The organism is Polaribacter sargassicola (assembly GCF_021991835.1).
Classification (GTDB): Bacteria; Bacteroidota; Bacteroidia; order Flavobacteriales; family Flavobacteriaceae; genus Polaribacter; species Polaribacter sargassicola.
Genome location: NZ_JAHDAU010000003.1, coordinates 289,324 through 304,488, shown reverse-complemented (window position 1 = coordinate 304,488; position 15,165 = coordinate 289,324). Strand labels below are relative to the sequence as shown.

At 28.2% G+C, this 15,165-nt stretch carries 19 protein-coding genes and 1 tRNA gene; 12 read left to right on the top strand and 8 right to left on the bottom strand.

Annotation, left to right across the window (positions count from 1 at the left end; translation table 11 throughout):
• Nucleotides 1-1,311, top strand: coding sequence for an NADH:ubiquinone reductase (Na(+)-transporting) subunit F (gene nqrF, locus KI686_RS07230; protein WP_237588601.1), 1,311 nt, complete (start codon nucleotides 1-3; stop codon nucleotides 1,309-1,311).
• A 51-nt stretch (nucleotides 1,312-1,362) separates the two neighbouring features.
• Here the strand turns inward: nqrF and KI686_RS07225 are convergent, their stop codons facing one another.
• Complete coding sequence (locus KI686_RS07225) at nucleotides 1,363-1,824, bottom strand: Na(+)-translocating NADH-quinone reductase subunit F (protein ID WP_237588600.1); 462 nt, start codon at nucleotides 1,822-1,824, stop codon at nucleotides 1,363-1,365.
• A gap of 137 nt (nucleotides 1,825-1,961) precedes the next feature.
• Here KI686_RS07225 and KI686_RS07220 point away from each other — a divergent pair, with 137 nt between their 5' ends.
• The 3 genes from KI686_RS07220 (at nucleotide 1,962) to KI686_RS07210 (ending at nucleotide 2,971) form a co-directional block, all read left to right on the top strand.
• A complete protein-coding gene (locus tag KI686_RS07220) occupies nucleotides 1,962-2,411 on the top strand; it encodes a retropepsin-like aspartic protease (protein ID WP_237588599.1) in 450 nt (149 codons plus the stop codon).
• Nucleotides 2,412-2,429: 18 nt separating this feature from the next.
• On the top strand, nucleotides 2,430-2,879 hold the full coding sequence (locus KI686_RS07215) for a GatB/YqeY domain-containing protein (RefSeq protein ID WP_237588598.1): 450 nt from the start codon (nucleotides 2,430-2,432) through the stop codon (nucleotides 2,877-2,879).
• An 18-nt stretch (nucleotides 2,880-2,897) separates the two neighbouring features.
• Nucleotides 2,898-2,971, top strand: a tRNA-Arg gene (locus KI686_RS07210).
• A 43-nt stretch (nucleotides 2,972-3,014) separates the two neighbouring features.
• Here the strand turns inward: KI686_RS07210 and KI686_RS07205 are convergent.
• Nucleotides 3,015-3,476, bottom strand: a complete 462-nt coding sequence (locus tag KI686_RS07205) for an Lrp/AsnC family transcriptional regulator (protein WP_237588597.1) — start codon at nucleotides 3,474-3,476, stop codon at nucleotides 3,015-3,017.
• 168 nt (nucleotides 3,477-3,644) lie between these two features.
• On the opposite strand from KI686_RS07205, the gene KI686_RS07200 reads away from it, so the two are divergent.
• Nucleotides 3,645-4,595, top strand: a complete 951-nt coding sequence (locus KI686_RS07200) for an NAD-dependent epimerase/dehydratase family protein (protein WP_262913980.1) — start codon at nucleotides 3,645-3,647, stop codon at nucleotides 4,593-4,595.
• A gap of 9 nt (nucleotides 4,596-4,604) precedes the next feature.
• The gene (kbl, locus tag KI686_RS07195) at nucleotides 4,605-5,798 is read left to right on the top strand and encodes a glycine C-acetyltransferase (RefSeq protein ID WP_237588596.1); all 1,194 of its coding nucleotides are present in this window, start codon (nucleotides 4,605-4,607) and stop codon (nucleotides 5,796-5,798) included.
• Nucleotides 5,799-6,119: 321 nt separating this feature from the next.
• Here kbl and KI686_RS07190 read toward each other — a convergent pair whose 3' ends face one another.
• A complete protein-coding gene (locus KI686_RS07190; protein ID WP_237588595.1) occupies nucleotides 6,120-7,475 on the bottom strand; it encodes an exonuclease domain-containing protein in 1,356 nt (451 codons plus the stop codon).
• On the bottom strand, nucleotides 7,476-8,132 hold the full coding sequence (rpe, locus tag KI686_RS07185; protein ID WP_237588594.1) for a ribulose-phosphate 3-epimerase: 657 nt from the start codon (nucleotides 8,130-8,132) through the stop codon (nucleotides 7,476-7,478). It lies immediately after the preceding gene.
• A 311-nt stretch (nucleotides 8,133-8,443) separates the two neighbouring features.
• On the opposite strand from rpe, the gene KI686_RS07180 reads away from it, so the two are divergent.
• From KI686_RS07180 to KI686_RS07170, 3 genes are read left to right on the top strand one after another with little or no spacing between them, the layout of a single operon-like run.
• Nucleotides 8,444-9,013 carry an RNA polymerase sigma factor gene (locus KI686_RS07180; RefSeq protein WP_237588593.1) on the top strand — a complete coding sequence of 190 codons (570 nt, stop codon included), beginning with the start codon at nucleotides 8,444-8,446 and terminating at the stop codon, nucleotides 9,011-9,013.
• A 2-nt stretch (nucleotides 9,014-9,015) separates the two neighbouring features.
• The gene (locus KI686_RS07175) at nucleotides 9,016-9,201 is read left to right on the top strand and encodes a hypothetical protein (RefSeq protein WP_237588592.1); all 186 of its coding nucleotides are present in this window, start codon (nucleotides 9,016-9,018) and stop codon (nucleotides 9,199-9,201) included.
• A gap of 4 nt (nucleotides 9,202-9,205) precedes the next feature.
• Nucleotides 9,206-10,045 (top strand): mechanosensitive ion channel family protein, encoded by an 840-nt coding sequence (locus KI686_RS07170; RefSeq protein WP_237588591.1) that lies wholly within the window; start codon nucleotides 9,206-9,208, stop codon nucleotides 10,043-10,045.
• Nucleotides 10,046-10,157: 112 nt separating this feature from the next.
• Here the strand turns inward: KI686_RS07170 and KI686_RS07165 are convergent, their stop codons facing one another.
• The 4 genes from KI686_RS07165 to KI686_RS07150 form a co-directional block, all read right to left on the bottom strand.
• Entirely contained in the window at nucleotides 10,158-10,772 is a 615-nt protein-coding gene (locus tag KI686_RS07165) for a deoxynucleoside kinase (RefSeq protein WP_237588590.1), read from the bottom strand.
• Nucleotides 10,773-10,957: 185 nt separating this feature from the next.
• On the bottom strand, nucleotides 10,958-11,293 hold the full coding sequence (locus tag KI686_RS07160) for an avidin-fold protein (RefSeq protein ID WP_237588589.1): 336 nt from the start codon (nucleotides 11,291-11,293) through the stop codon (nucleotides 10,958-10,960).
• A 128-nt stretch (nucleotides 11,294-11,421) separates the two neighbouring features.
• Nucleotides 11,422-12,609, bottom strand: coding sequence for a pyridoxal phosphate-dependent aminotransferase (locus tag KI686_RS07155; protein ID WP_237588588.1), 1,188 nt, complete (start codon nucleotides 12,607-12,609; stop codon nucleotides 11,422-11,424).
• An 18-nt stretch (nucleotides 12,610-12,627) separates the two neighbouring features.
• Entirely contained in the window at nucleotides 12,628-13,719 is a 1,092-nt protein-coding gene (locus KI686_RS07150) for a fatty acid desaturase family protein (protein ID WP_237588587.1), read from the bottom strand.
• A 123-nt stretch (nucleotides 13,720-13,842) separates the two neighbouring features.
• On the opposite strand from KI686_RS07150, the gene rsmG reads away from it, so the two are divergent.
• The 3 genes from rsmG to KI686_RS07135 are packed head-to-tail and all read left to right on the top strand — an operon-like array spanning nucleotide 13,843 to nucleotide 15,121.
• A complete protein-coding gene (gene rsmG / locus KI686_RS07145; RefSeq protein ID WP_237588586.1) occupies nucleotides 13,843-14,469 on the top strand; it encodes a 16S rRNA (guanine(527)-N(7))-methyltransferase RsmG in 627 nt (208 codons plus the stop codon).
• Nucleotides 14,470-14,511: 42 nt separating this feature from the next.
• Nucleotides 14,512-14,838, top strand: a complete 327-nt coding sequence (locus KI686_RS07140) for a nucleotide pyrophosphohydrolase (protein WP_237588585.1) — start codon at nucleotides 14,512-14,514, stop codon at nucleotides 14,836-14,838.
• Between the two features lies 1 nt (nucleotide 14,839).
• Nucleotides 14,840-15,121: a hypothetical protein gene (locus tag KI686_RS07135; RefSeq protein WP_237588584.1), complete on the top strand. Its 282-nt coding sequence runs from the start codon at nucleotides 14,840-14,842 to the stop codon at nucleotides 15,119-15,121.
• Nucleotides 15,122-15,165 lie beyond the last annotated feature (44 nt).

The following is a 15,165-nucleotide window of genomic DNA, read 5'->3' as shown; positions in this document are numbered from 1 at the left end:
ATGATATTAGCAGCAGGTACAACAGGAACCATTATTGCAACAGTAGTAGCTTTTTTAGTATTAACACTGGTATTAGTAGCATTATTATTGTTTGTAAAACAAAAATTATCACCTTCCGGACCCGTAACTATTACTATTAATGGAGATAAAAAAATAGAAGTAGGTTCTGGTAGTACATTATTAACAACTTTAGGAAACGAGAAAATATTCTTACCATCTGCATGTGGTGGTGGTGGTTCTTGTATACAATGTGAGTGTCATGTTTTAGAAGGTGGTGGAGAAGCATTACCAACTGAAATTCCTCACTTTACTAAAAAAGAATTAAAATCAGGAGTACGTCTAGCTTGTCAGGTTAAAGTAAAGCAAGACATGAATATTACAATTCCTGAAGAAATTTTTGGAATTAAAAAGTGGGATGCAGTTGTTGTAAGAAACTATAACGTAGCATCTTTTATTAAAGAATTTGTAGTAGAGATTCCTGAAGATATGGGATATAAAGCAGGTGGGTATATTCAAATTGAAATTCCTCCTTGTGAAGTTAAATATTCAGATATGGATATTACAGCGCACCCAGAAGAGCATGAAACTCCAGATAAGTTTGAGGCAGAATGGAACAAGTTTAAACTACGTCCGTTAGTAATGAAAAATACCGAAACTGTTGAGAGAGCATATTCTATGGCTTCTTACCCAGCAGAAGGTAGAGAAATTATGTTAAATGTACGTATCGCAACACCTCCTTTTGATAGAGCTAAAGGTGGATGGATGGATGTAAATCCAGGAGTTGCATCTTCATATATTTTTAACTTAAAGAAAGGAGATAAATGTGTTATTTCTGGACCTTATGGAGAGTTCTTTATTAACGAGTCTGATGCAGAAATGTTATATGTAGGTGGTGGTGCAGGTATGGCGCCAATGCGTTCTCACTTATATCACTTATTTAGAACATTAAAAACAGGAAGAAAAGTTACTTATTGGTATGGAGGACGTTCTAAAGCAGAATTATTCTATATTGAGCACTTTAGAGCTTTAGAAAAAGATTTTCCAAACTTTAAATTCTTTATCGCATTATCAGATCCGTTAGAATCTGATAACTGGAAAGTAAAAACTGATATAAATGATGAATCTGGTGATGGTTTTGTAGGTTTTATACATAATTGTGTTATTGATAACTATTTATCTAAACACGAATCTCCAGAAGATTTAGAATTATATTTCTGTGGACCACCATTGATGAACAAAGCAGTTCAAAAAATGGGTGAAGATTTTGGTCTTTCAGATGAAAATATTCGTTTTGATGACTTTGGAGGATAAACTTCAAATAAAAATAACTTTAAAAACCGATTCTAAAAAGAATCGGTTTTTTTATGCAAAAAAAGTTTTTAAATGATATACAGGTTTTCTGTTTTCCTCTTCAAAAAGTTTAGAGTAATCCATAACATTGTTTATGTTATCTAGTTTACATAATAATTCTACAACTTTACATAGTCCGTTAAATAAAGTGTCTTTAGAAGTAGGATTAATTGGTTTTGTATTATTATAACCTAATGGAGTTTTATAACCACAAGCTTCTAAAAATGTTTTTTCAATACTTAATATTTCTTGTGGTGAATAGCCATTAAATTTTTTACCTAAATTTTGATGTACTCTGCCAACATAATTTAATTTTAAAGAACCATGAAAGTCAGATAAATGTTTCCAACTATCTTTATTATCTAAAATATTACCTACAGCACAAGCAGTGCAATCCTCTGGATTTAATCTGTTATTATGATATGCATTATACAGTTTTATTAAAGCTGTTTCTAATCTTTTTGTAGTTTTCATAATATCAATATTTTATCCTTAAAATTAATCAAATAATAAATGGTAGTCAAGATGATTTATCATTAAAATAGAATTTACACTTTAACTAGTTTTTTCTGATTATTTTAAATCGTATTTTTGATGAATTAATTTATCTAATGAAAAGTATCCAAAAGATTTTAAAGAAAAAGAAATACATTAAAATAAAGCTTAAAAAGATTACTACAAATCACTTAGAATTAAAAGCTAAAATAAATGGAGTAAAAGGGCGATTTATTTTAGATACAGGAGCATCTAATTCTTGTGTAGGATTAGATATGATTGAGTATTTTAAGTTAAATGCTAAAGAGAGTGAAACCAAAGCAGCAGGTGCAGGTGCTACAGATATGGAAACTCAGCAATCAGATAACAACTTTTTATCAATAGGAGATTGGAAAACAAAAAAATGCCATTTAGTTTTATTTAATTTATCACATGTAAATAATGCTTTAGTACAACATAAAGCAAAAGAAGTACATGGAATTATAGGTGCAGACATTCTACAAAAAGGAAAAGCATTTATAGATTATAATAAAAAAGTATTGTATTTAAAAAAAACAAAAAAATAATTAATTAAAATTTATAATATGAGTTTGCAAAAACAAGTAATGGATAAAATGAAGGAAGCAATGAAAGCAAAAGATACTGTTGCTTTACAAGCTTTAAGAGCTGTTAAATCTGCTTTTTTATTAGCAAAAACAGAAACAGGTGTACAAGAAGAATTATCTGCAGAAACAGAATTAAAAATTATACAAAAGCAAGTTAAGCAAAGAAAAGATAGTGCTGCTATTTTTGTAAAACAAGGTAGAGAAGATTTAGCTGCACCAGAATTAGCAGAATTAGCGGTTTTAGAGCAATTTTTACCAGAAGCTTTATCTGAAGAAGAAATTGAAAAAGTAGTAATTGCAACAATAGCCAAAGTTGGTGCATCTGGTATGAAAGATATGGGAAAAGTAATGGGTGTTGTTTCTAAAGAATTAGCAGGACAAGCAGATGGAAAAACAATTTCTACATTAGTAAAAAAGAATTTAATGTAGTTTAATTAAAATGGTTAAGGCTCCATAGTTCAACTGAATAGAATATCAGATTTCGGCTCTGAGGGTTGCAGGTTTGAATCCTGCTGGAGTCACAAAAAATATAAAATCATCTAAATTTTTATTAGGTGATTTTTTTTATATATCATATTCTGTAGTAGATGATATTTCTTTTAGAACAAAATAACTCTCTAAAATTCCTATATTTTCAATTTTAGATAACTTTAAACGAACAAATTCATGATAATCACTTAAACTTTCTAAGTTAATTTTTAAAAAAAAATCAACTTTTCCAGCCATGTGATAACATTCTTGAACTTCTTTAAGGTTTTTTACTTGCTGCTCAAATTTATCAATAAAACCTTCATTATGATAGCGTAATGAAACCATGCAAATAGCTGTGATAGATTTGTTTAAATAATCTTTGTTAAGTATTGCAACATATTTTTTTATATAACCTTTATTTTCTAATTGTTTTATACGTTCATAAACTGGTGAGGATGTTAAATTAAGTGCTTTTGCAACTTCTTTAGTTGTTTGCTTAGAGTTTTTTTGAAGAATCCTTAAAATTTTAAGATCAATTTCATCTAGTTTGTCCATATTAAGCAGTAAAAATTACTTTTTTTAAGTGTAAAATATATTTTTAAAAGTTATTTTTTTTGATTTTTACATCAAAATAAGATAAAATTACTTAATTTATTTTATATATAAGTGTTTTTACTTGTTTTAGTTCGCTTATTTTTAAATTTGTTCTTATATATCTTTATTATGGAGAAAATTTTAATAACAGGAGCAAGTGGTCAGCTAGGTGTTGTACTAACAAAAGCATTGCAAAAAAAATATGGAATACAAAATGTAATAGCTTCAGATATAAGTATTAGTGATAATTATGATGGCGTTTTCGAAATTTTAGACGCTACAAATTTTGATGCTGTTAATTATTGTATTTCTAAAAATAAAATAACGCAAGTATATCATTTAGTAGCAATTTTGTCTGCAAAAGGAGAATCAAATCCTTTAAATACTTGGAATATTAATATGAATACATTGTTTAATGTATTTGAATCTTCTAGATTAAATGGGGTAAAAAAAGTTTTTTATCCTAGTTCTATTGCTGTTTTTGGTGAAGATATTGAATATATTAACACTCCTCAATTTCCAAACTTAACACCATTAACGGTGTATGGTATGAGTAAGGCGGCAGGAGAAAACTGGGCAAACTATTATTATAAAAAATATGGTTTAGATATTCGTTCTGTAAGATATCCAGGTGTAATTGGTTATCAATCTTTGCCGGGTGGCGGAACCACAGATTACGCTGTAAGTATTTATCATAATGCAGTAAAAAATGAAAGATTTGATTGCTTTTTAGAGCCTTCTACTACATTGCCAATGATTTTTATGGAGGATGCTATTAGAGCTACTTTAGAGTTGATGGCTGCACCAAAAGAAAATATAAAAGTTAGAACTTCTTATAATTTATCTGGTATGAGTTTTAGTCCAATGCAAATATATGAGTCTATAAAAAAGATAAATCCTGATTTTAAAATAACTTATACACCAGATTTTAGACAAGAAATTGCAAATTCTTGGCCAAAAAGTATTGATGACTCTCAAGCAAGAGAAGATTGGGGTTGGCAACCAAAATATAATTTAGATACAATGTCTGCAGAAATGATGAAAAATTTGAAAAAGTATTATAATTTAGTTAGCGTTTAAAAAAATAGTATGTACGGAAGCATTAAAGAAGTTTTAAAGAAAGAAATACAAACGATTAAGAATGATGGTTTGTTTAAAGAAGAGCGTATTATAACAACACCGCAAAATGTAGAAATTGAAATTTCAACAGGCGAAAAAGTAATCAATTTTTGTGCTAATAATTATTTAGGATTATCAGATAATAAAGAAGTTATTCAAGCTGCAAAAGACACTATGGATTCACATGGTTTCGGGATGTCTTCTGTTCGTTTTATTTGTGGTACACAAGATATACATAAAGATTTAGAGGCAAAAATAGCTTCATTTTTTCATTGTGAAGATACTATTTTATATGCTGCTGCTTTTGATGCTAATGGTGGTGTTTTTGAGCCACTTTTAACAAAAGAAGATGCAATTATTTCAGATTCTTTAAATCATGCTTCAATTATAGATGGTGTACGTTTGTGTAAAGCAGCACGTTATAGGTATGCTAATAATGATATGGAAGCTTTAGAGGCTAATCTTATAGAAGCAAATAAACAAAATCATCGTTTTAAAATTATTGTTACAGATGGTGTTTTTTCTATGGATGGGGTTGTAGCTCAGTTAGATAAAATTTGTGATTTAGCAGATAAATATGATGCACTTGTAATGGTTGATGAATGTCATGCTTCTGGTTTTATAGGTAAAACAGGAAGAGGCACCATAGAGTTAAAAAATGTTTTAGGTAGAGTTGATATTATTACAGGAACTTTAGGTAAAGCATTAGGTGGTGCAATGGGAGGTTTTACAACTGGTAAAAAAGAAATTATAGAAATGCTTCGTCAGCGTTCTAGACCTTATTTATTTTCAAATTCATTAGCGCCAGCTATTGTAGGTGCCTCTTTAAAAGTTTTTGAAATATTAGAAAAAGATACTTCGCTTCGAGATAAATTAGAAGAAAACACAAAATATTTTAGAACAAATATGGAAGCTGCTGGTTTTGATTTGGTAGGAGCTGATGCAGCAATAGTACCAGTAATGTTATACGATGCAAAATTATCTCAAGATATGGCAAATGCTTTGTTAGAAGAAGGTATTTATGTAATAGGATTCTTTTACCCAGTTGTACCTAAAGATAAAGCAAGGATTAGAGTTCAACTATCTGCTTCTCATTCAAAAGAACATTTAGATAAAGCTATTAATGCATTTATTAAAGTTGGTAAAAAATTGAACGTTATTTAACCAATAATATGACATAAATCATTTTTTTAGTACTTCTTTTTTTTGAAATTTGTACTAGTATTAAAGATATAAATTGGCAGATAGAATAAGGTTTATTTGTTTGACTATTAGATGTTTTTGTCTAATTTATATCTAAAGATACAATAGTTGTTTTATACGTTTTAAAAATGTATTAGAATTGCTTTTAAAGAAGAATTTCACGTAACTCAAGTAAAAGAAAAGTCTTACAGTATTATAGCTGTTACTGTAAGTTTTAGTAAAATACTTGATCGAGAAATTATAGTGGTTTTTATTTTGGTTAGTTAGTACTAAAAGAGGTTTCTATGAAGCCTCTTTTTTTATGTATGCAGAAATTATTCTATGAATATCTTTATTATCCTTTTTAGGTTCCACAAAAAATTGATAATCTTCTGGGGTTTTTAATAGCTTATTTTGATCAATATCCATAAAACCAAAACCTTTGTAAATTCCATTTAAAATTAGAGCAAAACCAATTTCATTCTTAGTCCTTCCTTTTTCTTTGATAACTAAATTTTCGGCACCAATACCTATTGATTTAATTGCTTTTTTTACTCTTAAATTATAATCAATTATAGCTTCTTTATCACAACAAACTCCTTTACATTCTTTAATTTGATAATGAAAACAACTAGATACATTTGTTTGTAAATGACAATATTTAGGACACAATTTAAACTCTTTGCATAAAGTTTCTAAATGATTTCTAGCTTCAGAAACATTGTAATATTTTGTCAAAGGATTAGAAATCAATTTTAAACGATTATATGCTAAATGAATAATGCCTTTTTGATCTTCATAAGAAAAAAGACCAATAGCTTCATTAGCTCTTCTTTGAGCTCTATTAAATTTTGGATAAAAGTGTTTAATTTCTGCAGATTCATGCAAAAGAGCCAACAACTCGCTACCAGTTTTTGTAAAAGAAACATCAGCAATTTCTAAACACATGGTTTGTTCTTTTTTCTTTTTATCGTAAAAATGACTAATAACGCGTTGTTTTATATTATTAGCTTTACCAATATAAATAATTTTTTTTTCGGTGTTTTTAAAATAGTAAACACCAAAAGTTTCTGGTAAATTATCAACTATCTTTTTATCTAAAAGAGGTGGTAAAGTGGCTTGTCTAGATTTTGGATTTAAGAATGAGTTAATTATAAAATTATCATCTCTTTCTATCAATCTTTTAAACAATTCTGTAGTAGCTTCTGCGTCTCCTTTGGCTCTGTGTCTTCCGTTAATAGGTATGTTTTCGTAACTACAAATATTACCTAAACTATAAGAATTTAAGCCTGGCATAATTTTTCTAGATAAACGAACAGTGCATAATTTTTTTCGCTTAAAATTAAAACCTAAGTTTTTAAATTCTTCATGAATAATATTGTAATCGAAGTTTACATTGTGTGCTACAAAAATAGTGTCTTCTGTTATTTCTGCTACTTTTTTGGCAATCTCATAAAATTTAGGAGCATTTCTTACCATCGCATTTGTAATACCTGTAAGATTGGTAATAAATACAGGAATATTTTGCTCTGGATTTACCAAAGAAGTAAACTCATTAACAATATTTTTTCCATCAAAAATAAAAATGGATATTTCGGTTATTTTAGAACCTTTATATCCATTTCCTGTGGTTTCTATGTCTATAATACTATATAGCAATTAGGCGATAATATTTTTTAAGTTGGCAATAGTTTCTGTAGGGTTTTCTGCACCAAAAACAAAACTACCAGCTACTAAAACATTAGCGCCAGCTTCAATTAAAGCATTGGCATTTTGGTTGGTAACACCACCATCAATTTCTATTTGGCAATCAGATTCTGTAAATTCTATTAAGTGTTTTAATTGGTTTACTTTTTTATATGTGTTTTCTATAAAAGATTGTCCACCAAAACCAGGATTTACACTCATAATACAAACTAAATCTAAGTCTGTAATAATGTCTTCTAAAACTGCAATTGGTGTATGCGGATTTAAAGCAACACCAGCTTTCATTCCTGTTGATTTTATTGCTTGTATTGTTCTGTGTAAATGCGTACAAGCTTCATAATGTACAGTTAAAATATCGGCTCCTAAATCTGCAAATGTTTGTATGTATTGATCTGGATTTACAATCATTAAATGTACATCTATTGTTTTGGTAGCATGTTTAGTAATTGCTTTTAAAACCGGCATTCCAAAAGAAATATTTGGCACAAAAACACCGTCCATAATATCTATGTGAAACCAGTCTGCTTCACTATTATTAACCATTTCTATGTCTCGTTGTAAGTTAGCAAAATCTGCTGCTAAAATTGAAGGTGCAAGTAAATTACTCATTAGTTTATTATTGTGTTTTTGCAAAGGTAATTAATTAGTAATTGTATAAAGATTATTTGTAATCTTAGTAGCTTTCTTTTCTAATAATTAAAGTTTTTTTTAAAATAATTTCAATTAAAAAAATATTTTAAGTTGTTTGTTAATAGGTGTTTGTTATTATTTGTATTTTTTTATGAATTAAATTAATAATAATACAATTAATAGTGTTTAAAACTTATTTATTACCATTCATCGATATAAATCTTCTAATTAACTTTTTTTTTACAAAAGTTGTGACTTATTAAGTTTTTTTGTGTCTTAAAAGTATCTAATTGAAAGCTGTAGACGTTAAAACTTTAAGTGACGAAGATTTAGTCTTTAAAATTGTAGAAACAAATAATACACATTTGTTTGCAATTTTATATGATAGATTTTCTAAAGTTGTGTACAATAAGTGTTATGGTTTTTCAAAAAGTAAAGAAGAAGCAGAAGATTTAACGCATGATGTTTTTATTCGATTATTTGTTAAATTAAGAACTTTTAAAGGGAATTCTAAATTTTCTACATGGTTGTATTCTTTTACATATAATTTCTGTGTAAATTATGTTCAAAGAAATGGCCACAAGAAAAAAGAAAAAATTACGGTTGTCACGGATCAGATAAAAGATGAAAATGTTTATGATGATATAGATGATGCTACTTTGTTCGAGTTAAAATCGGAAAAATTAGCAAAAGTTTTAACAATGATTGATCCGTCAGAAAAAATGATTCTTCTAATGAAGTATCAAGATGATATGACAATTAAAGAAATTCAAGAGTTTTTAAAAATAGGAGAGAGTGCTGTTAAAATGAGAATTAAACGAGCTAAACAGAAAGTTCTAAGAACTTATGAAGAGTTGTAATTATGGATAATAATCCTTTTAAAAAAATAATACATCATCATAGTGTACCAGATGTTCTAAAAGAAAAGGTATTAGGTGATATTGACGCTATTAAGTTAACGTTAGATATTGCCGACTTATTTTTAGTAAAATACCCTGATACAGTTGGAGATTTGTTTAGTCTTGATACTTCTAAGAAAAAAAAATAAAGTAATGAAAAATATATTATTGTTTACAAGCCTTAAATCTGATGTAGATTTTAGTTTTTTGCAAAATCTTTGGAAAAACTTTTTAGATTTTTTACCTCAATTATTAAAAGGTTTAATCTTTTTTATAATCGGGTGGTTATTAATAAAGTTTCTATTGTTTATCGTAAAAAAAGCATTAGGTTATACTAAGATAGATAGTTTGCCAGAAAAACTTCATGTTAATGAAATCTTTGGAGAATCTTCTCTAAAAATACAGCCAACTAAAATTATTATAACATCCATAAAATGGATTCTAATTCTTGTATTTATAATAATAGGTTCAGAACTGTTAGGCTTAAGAATGGTTTCTGAACAGTTAAGTAATGTAATAGGATATTTACCAAAATTAATAAGTGCTCTAATAATTTTTGCTTTAGGTGTTTATGTAGCTAATTTGGTTAAAAAGGCCTTAATTACTATGTTTAAATCTTTAGAAATAACAGGTGGAAATTTAGTAGGCAACATTTCTTTTTATCTAATAAGTATAATAGTAAGTGTTACTGCTCTTAATCAAGCAGGTATTAATACAGATTTAATTACTAGTAACTTATCTATAATTCTTGGTGCTATTTTAGCTTCTTTTACAATTGCTTTTGGTTTAGGAGCAAGAGATGTAATTAAAAGATTGCTATTTGGTTTTTATACCAGAAAAAACATGCAAGAAGGAGATAAGGTTATTATTAATGGTTTAGAAGGTGTAGTTTACAGAATTGATAATATATGTGTTGTATTAATGACAACAAAAGGAAAAGTGATTTTACCAATTAAAGAAATAGTAGATAGTAAAGTAGAAATAATTGATTAATAATAGTTTGTATATGGTTGGGGGACTATGTATATGAAAAAAGAGACCGTGTTAACGGTCTCTTTTATTTTTATATTAATTTCTTCTAATTATTTGTTATTCTATTTAAACTTTAAAATAACCCATTAATTTGTGAATCTATTCTGTCTATTATATAACCTAAATCTTCTTGATTTGTTACAAAATCTAAATTATCAACATCAATAACTAATAATTTACCTTTCGTGTAGGTAGATATCCACGCTTCATAACGTTCGTTTAATCTACTTAAATAATCTATGCTAATAGAGTTTTCATAATCTCTACCGCGTTTGTGTATTTGCCCTACTAAAGTAGAAATATCTGCACGTAAATAAATTAATAAATCTGGTGGTTTTACCAAGTTTTCCATCAATTCAAATAAAGAGCTGTAATTGCTGTAATCTCTATTTGTCATTAACCCCATTGCATGTAAGTTAGGTGCAAAAATATGAGCGTCTTCATAAATTGTTCTATCTTGAATAATGTTTTCTCCAGATTCTCTTAACTCTAAAACCTGACGAAAACGACTATTTAAGAAATAAACTTGTAAGTTAAAAGACCAACGCTCCATTTCTGTATAAAAATCATCTAAATAAGGATTTTCATCAACAGACTCGTAATGTGGTTTCCAATTAAAATGTTTGGCTAAAAGTTTTGTTAGTGTGGTTTTACCCGCACCAATATTTCCTGCAATTGCAACGTGCATATATTGTTATCTAATAAATTAAAAATAGAGAGGATAAAGGTAGTAAAAAATCTAAATAGAAAAGTATTTACAAATTGATTTGTGCTTAATATCTCTACAAGGTAAATATTGTAGTTTGTTTTTTTCTAGAACAATAATTAAAAATAAAATTAGAATTTACATAGTTGTTTAGCTATAAAAAAAACTTAAATTTCTTCTAAAATAGATTTACCTTTTGTTTTATCACCAGAAGTCCATTGCCAGGTTTCGTGCAGTCTTATTTTTCCATTTGCGGTAATTTCTGGTTTAGAAAAGCAAATTCCTGTCATTAATTTGTTTTTTGTATTCACTTGATGGTAGCGCATTTCAATATTTCCATCATCATCAACCAAACCAATTAAATGACCACAGATTATTTGTCCTCCAGAATAATTAGAAGTAATAATGTTTTCTGTCTGTTTGTATTCAAAAATTGTTTCTGATGTTGTTTCTCCGTTTTCAGAATTTTGAATTGGTTTAAATTTTTTGTTGTTATAATTCATATTTCAGTAAATTAATATAAACAATAATAAGTTTGTTTTTTATTGATATCCTTTTTTTAGAAAAGTATTCTAACAAAAAAATCCATCTAAAAGATGGATTTTTAAATAAATTATTTTAGAGAAGTTTTTTAGCTTAAAACTTCTTTAATTCTTTTAATAGCTTCTCTAATTTGAGCTTCAGAAGCAGCATAAGAAATTCTTATACAACTAGGTGCACCAAAAGCATCACCAGTTACAGTTGCTACATTTGCTTCTTCTAACAATAACATTGCAAAGTCTGAAGCAGTTTTAATTTCTTTACCTTTAATGGTTTTACCAAAAAATGCAGAAATATCTGGAAAAACATAAAAAGCTCCATCAGGAGTACTAATGTTAACACCATCAATTTCTTTTAGTAAACCAATAATAATTTCTCTACGGTTTTTAAACTCATCAACCATATATTGCACCTTTTCTGGTGATGCTAATAAAGCAGTAATTGCTGCACGTTGTGCTATACAGTTAGTACCAGAAGTAATTTGCCCTTGTAATTTAGTACATGCTTTTGCAATCCATTCTGGAGCTCCAATAAAACCAATTCTCCAACCTGTCATAGCAAATGCTTTTGCTAAACCGTTAACAGTAATTGTTCTGTCGTACATACTTGGTATTGCAGCAAAACTAAAAGGTTTTGCTTCGTAGTTTATATGCTCATATATTTCATCAGACATTACATAAATGTTAGGGTATTTTTCTAACACAGCAGCTAATGCTTCATATTCTTCTTTACTATACATTACACCACTAGGGTTGTTTGGCGAGTTAAATAAAATTAACTTCGTTTTTGGTGTAATTGCAGCTTCTAATTGATCTGCAGTAATTTTAAAATTAGTATCTATAGAAGAAGGGATTTCTACAGGAGTTGCTTCACATAAAGTAGCAATTGCAGAATAACTTACCCAATAAGGGCAAGGTAATAAAACTTCATCACCAGGGTTTAATAAAACTTGCATTACATTTGCAATAGATTGTTTTGCACCTGTTGATACTACAATTTGGCTAGCTTTGTATTCTACGTTATTATCTCTTTTAAACTTTACAGTAATGGCATCTTTTAATTCTGCATAACCATCTACAGGTGTATAAGAGTTATAATCTTGGTTAATAGCTTCAATGGCAGCTTCTTTAATAAAATCTGGAGTATTAAAGTCTGGTTCACCTAAACTTAAACCAATTATATCTTTACCTTCGTTTCTTAGTTCTCTTGCTTTAGCAGCCATCGCTAAAGTTTGCGATGCTGGTAAACTTTTAATTCTGTCCGATAATGGATGTGTCATTGTATTGTTAGTTGTTATTTACGCTAATTCTGGATTTTTACCTAAAACTCCCAAATGTTTAAAATGTTCTATAATGGCTTTACGCATGGTTGCATACTCATTATAAGGCAAATTAAATTCATTTGCGGTTTCTTTTACAATTTTAGCTAATTTGCTGTAATGTACATGAGAAATATGTGGAAAAATATGATGTTCAACTTGATGATTTAAACCTCCTGTATAGAAATTTACCAACCAGTTACTAGGCGCAAAGTTAGATGTTGTGTATAATTGATGGACTGCCCAAGTGTGCTCTAAATTACCATCTTTATCTGGTAAAGGCATTTCTGTATTAGGTACAATATGCGCTAATTGAAAAACCAAACTTAAAATCATACCTGCAGTATAATGCATTACAAAGAACCCAATTAAAACTTTCCACCAAGAAATGTCTAAAACTAAAATAGGTAACGCAATCCATAATGCATAATAGGCAATTTTAGAAATTACTAATTTTGTCCACTCTATTTTTGGATTAGGAAATTTACCGTAGGATAATTTACGTTTTAAATAACGGTGCATTTGTTTAATATCTGTAGTAATTGCCCAGTTTATAGTTAATAAACCATACAAAAAAATTGAATAATATTTTTGAATTTTATGGATTTTTAACCACTTAGAGTGTAAAGAAAAACGAATAATTCTACCCGCGTCAATATCTTCATCATGGCCTTCTACATTTGTAAAAGTATGGTGTAAAACATTGTGTTGTACTTTCCAATTATATACATTTCCAGCAAGTATATAAATACTGCTACCCATTAATTTATTAACCCATTTTCTTTTAGAAAAAGATTCATGATTAGCATCGTGCATAACATTCATGCCAACACCCGCCATTCCAACTCCTGTAACTACCATTAATAAAACCATAACCCATTGAGGCATAGATACGGTTAAAATTAAAATAAAAGGAATTAAAAAAAGAGAGAACATAATTACTGCTTTAGAATATAACTTCCAATTACCAGTTCTTTTAATATCATTTTCTTTAAAATATGTATTTACTCTTTTGTTAAGAGTTCTAAAAAACTTAGCTTTATCTACTCTCGAAAACTTTATTGTATTCATTTAAATTGTATATGAGATGCAAAAATATGCATTTTGTAGTTGTATTATATGATAAACGTTAGTTTTTGTTACTAATTGTTTGTTAACAATAACTATTTTTGCAGTTCTAAAAAATAAAGAGTGATGCAAATTATAAACAAATATTTTAAAAATTTAACACCAAAACAAACCGAACAGTTTTCTAAACTGCAAGAGTTGTACCAAGATTGGAATTTAAAAATAAATGTTGTTTCTAGAAAAGATATAGACGAGTTGTATTTAAGACATGTTTTACATTCTTTAGGTATTGCAAAAGTAGCTCAATTTAAACCCGGCTCTAAAGTGATGGATGTTGGTACTGGTGGTGGTTTTCCTGGAATTCCTTTAGCAATTTTATTTCCAGAAACGCAGTTTCATTTAGTAGATTCTATTGGTAAAAAAATAAAAGTAGTAGATGAAGTTGTTGCTGGTTTAGGGTTAGAAAATGTAAAAACTACAAATAGTAGAGTAGAAGAAGTAAAAGATACTTATGATTTTATTGTAAGTAGAGCTGTTGCACAAATGGAAACTTTTGTTGGTTGGACAAAAGGTAAAATTGCCAAAAAACAAAATCACGATTTAAAAAACGGAATTTTATATTTAAAAGGAGGAGATTTAACAGAAGAATTAAAATTATATACTTCTGCAACAATTTACGATTTAACAGATTATTTTGATGAAGACTTTTTTGAAACTAAAAAAGTTGTTCATTTAGGTATGAAATACAAATAGGTTTTATAAAGTAATTTTTTTCAATATTTTTAGAATAGAAAAATGAATATAGAAAACGCACAAAAGCAGGTAGACGATTGGATTAAAAACCATGGAGTTCGTTATTTTAACGAGTTAACAAATATGGCGCAATTAACTGAAGAAGTTGGTGAAGTTGCCCGTATTATTGCAAGACGTTACGGAGAGCAAAGCGAAAAAGAATCTGATAAAAATAAAGATTTAGGTGAAGAATTAGCAGATGTTATGTTTGTGGTTTTATGTTTGGCAAATCAAACAGGTGTTAATTTGCAAGAAGCATTTGAAAAGAAATTAGATATTAAAACAAAGAGAGATCACGATAGACATCACAATAATAAAAAATTACAATAAAATGAGTTTTATTAAAAATTTTGTTGAGGGAGCAAAAATTATCTCAGCTAAAATAAAAACGAAGCTTTTTTGGGTGAATTTTGCAAAAATTGCAATTCCGTTTTTTGTAATTGTTACAGTTGTTTCTTTATTAATAAGTAGTTCTTCTGCTATTTTTTCTGGAGATTTTGATACCGTTGCAAAAGACAATTTTACCGATGATAAATGGAAAGTCTTTTTTGGATATAAAATCTTTTTTAGTTTTATATATGCCTTTTACATAACTAGTATGAAAATGAAATAATAAAAAAAAAGCGACTTAAAAAGTCGCTTTTTTTATTAAAACTA

Coding starts and splice junctions, on each gene's coding strand:
- nqrF (WP_237588601.1), top strand. CDS start 1: ATGATATTAGCAGCAGGTACAACAGGAACCATTATTGCAACAGTAGTA.
- KI686_RS07225 (WP_237588600.1), bottom strand. CDS start 1,824: ATGAAAACTACAAAAAGATTAGAAACAGCTTTAATAAAACTGTATAAT.
- KI686_RS07220 (WP_237588599.1), top strand. CDS start 1,962: ATGAAAAGTATCCAAAAGATTTTAAAGAAAAAGAAATACATTAAAATA.
- KI686_RS07215 (WP_237588598.1), top strand. CDS start 2,430: ATGAGTTTGCAAAAACAAGTAATGGATAAAATGAAGGAAGCAATGAAA.
- KI686_RS07205 (WP_237588597.1), bottom strand. CDS start 3,476: ATGGACAAACTAGATGAAATTGATCTTAAAATTTTAAGGATTCTTCAA.
- KI686_RS07200 (WP_262913980.1), top strand. CDS start 3,645: ATGGAGAAAATTTTAATAACAGGAGCAAGTGGTCAGCTAGGTGTTGTA.
- kbl (WP_237588596.1), top strand. CDS start 4,605: ATGTACGGAAGCATTAAAGAAGTTTTAAAGAAAGAAATACAAACGATT.
- rpe (WP_237588594.1), bottom strand. CDS start 8,132: ATGAGTAATTTACTTGCACCTTCAATTTTAGCAGCAGATTTTGCTAAC.
- KI686_RS07175 (WP_237588592.1), top strand. CDS start 9,016: ATGGATAATAATCCTTTTAAAAAAATAATACATCATCATAGTGTACCA.
- KI686_RS07170 (WP_237588591.1), top strand. CDS start 9,206: ATGAAAAATATATTATTGTTTACAAGCCTTAAATCTGATGTAGATTTT.
- KI686_RS07165 (WP_237588590.1), bottom strand. CDS start 10,772: ATGCACGTTGCAATTGCAGGAAATATTGGTGCGGGTAAAACCACACTA.
- KI686_RS07160 (WP_237588589.1), bottom strand. CDS start 11,293: ATGAATTATAACAACAAAAAATTTAAACCAATTCAAAATTCTGAAAAC.
- KI686_RS07155 (WP_237588588.1), bottom strand. CDS start 12,609: ATGACACATCCATTATCGGACAGAATTAAAAGTTTACCAGCATCGCAA.
- KI686_RS07150 (WP_237588587.1), bottom strand. CDS start 13,719: ATGAATACAATAAAGTTTTCGAGAGTAGATAAAGCTAAGTTTTTTAGA.
- rsmG (WP_237588586.1), top strand. CDS start 13,843: ATGCAAATTATAAACAAATATTTTAAAAATTTAACACCAAAACAAACC.
- KI686_RS07140 (WP_237588585.1), top strand. CDS start 14,512: ATGAATATAGAAAACGCACAAAAGCAGGTAGACGATTGGATTAAAAAC.
- KI686_RS07135 (WP_237588584.1), top strand. CDS start 14,840: ATGAGTTTTATTAAAAATTTTGTTGAGGGAGCAAAAATTATCTCAGCT.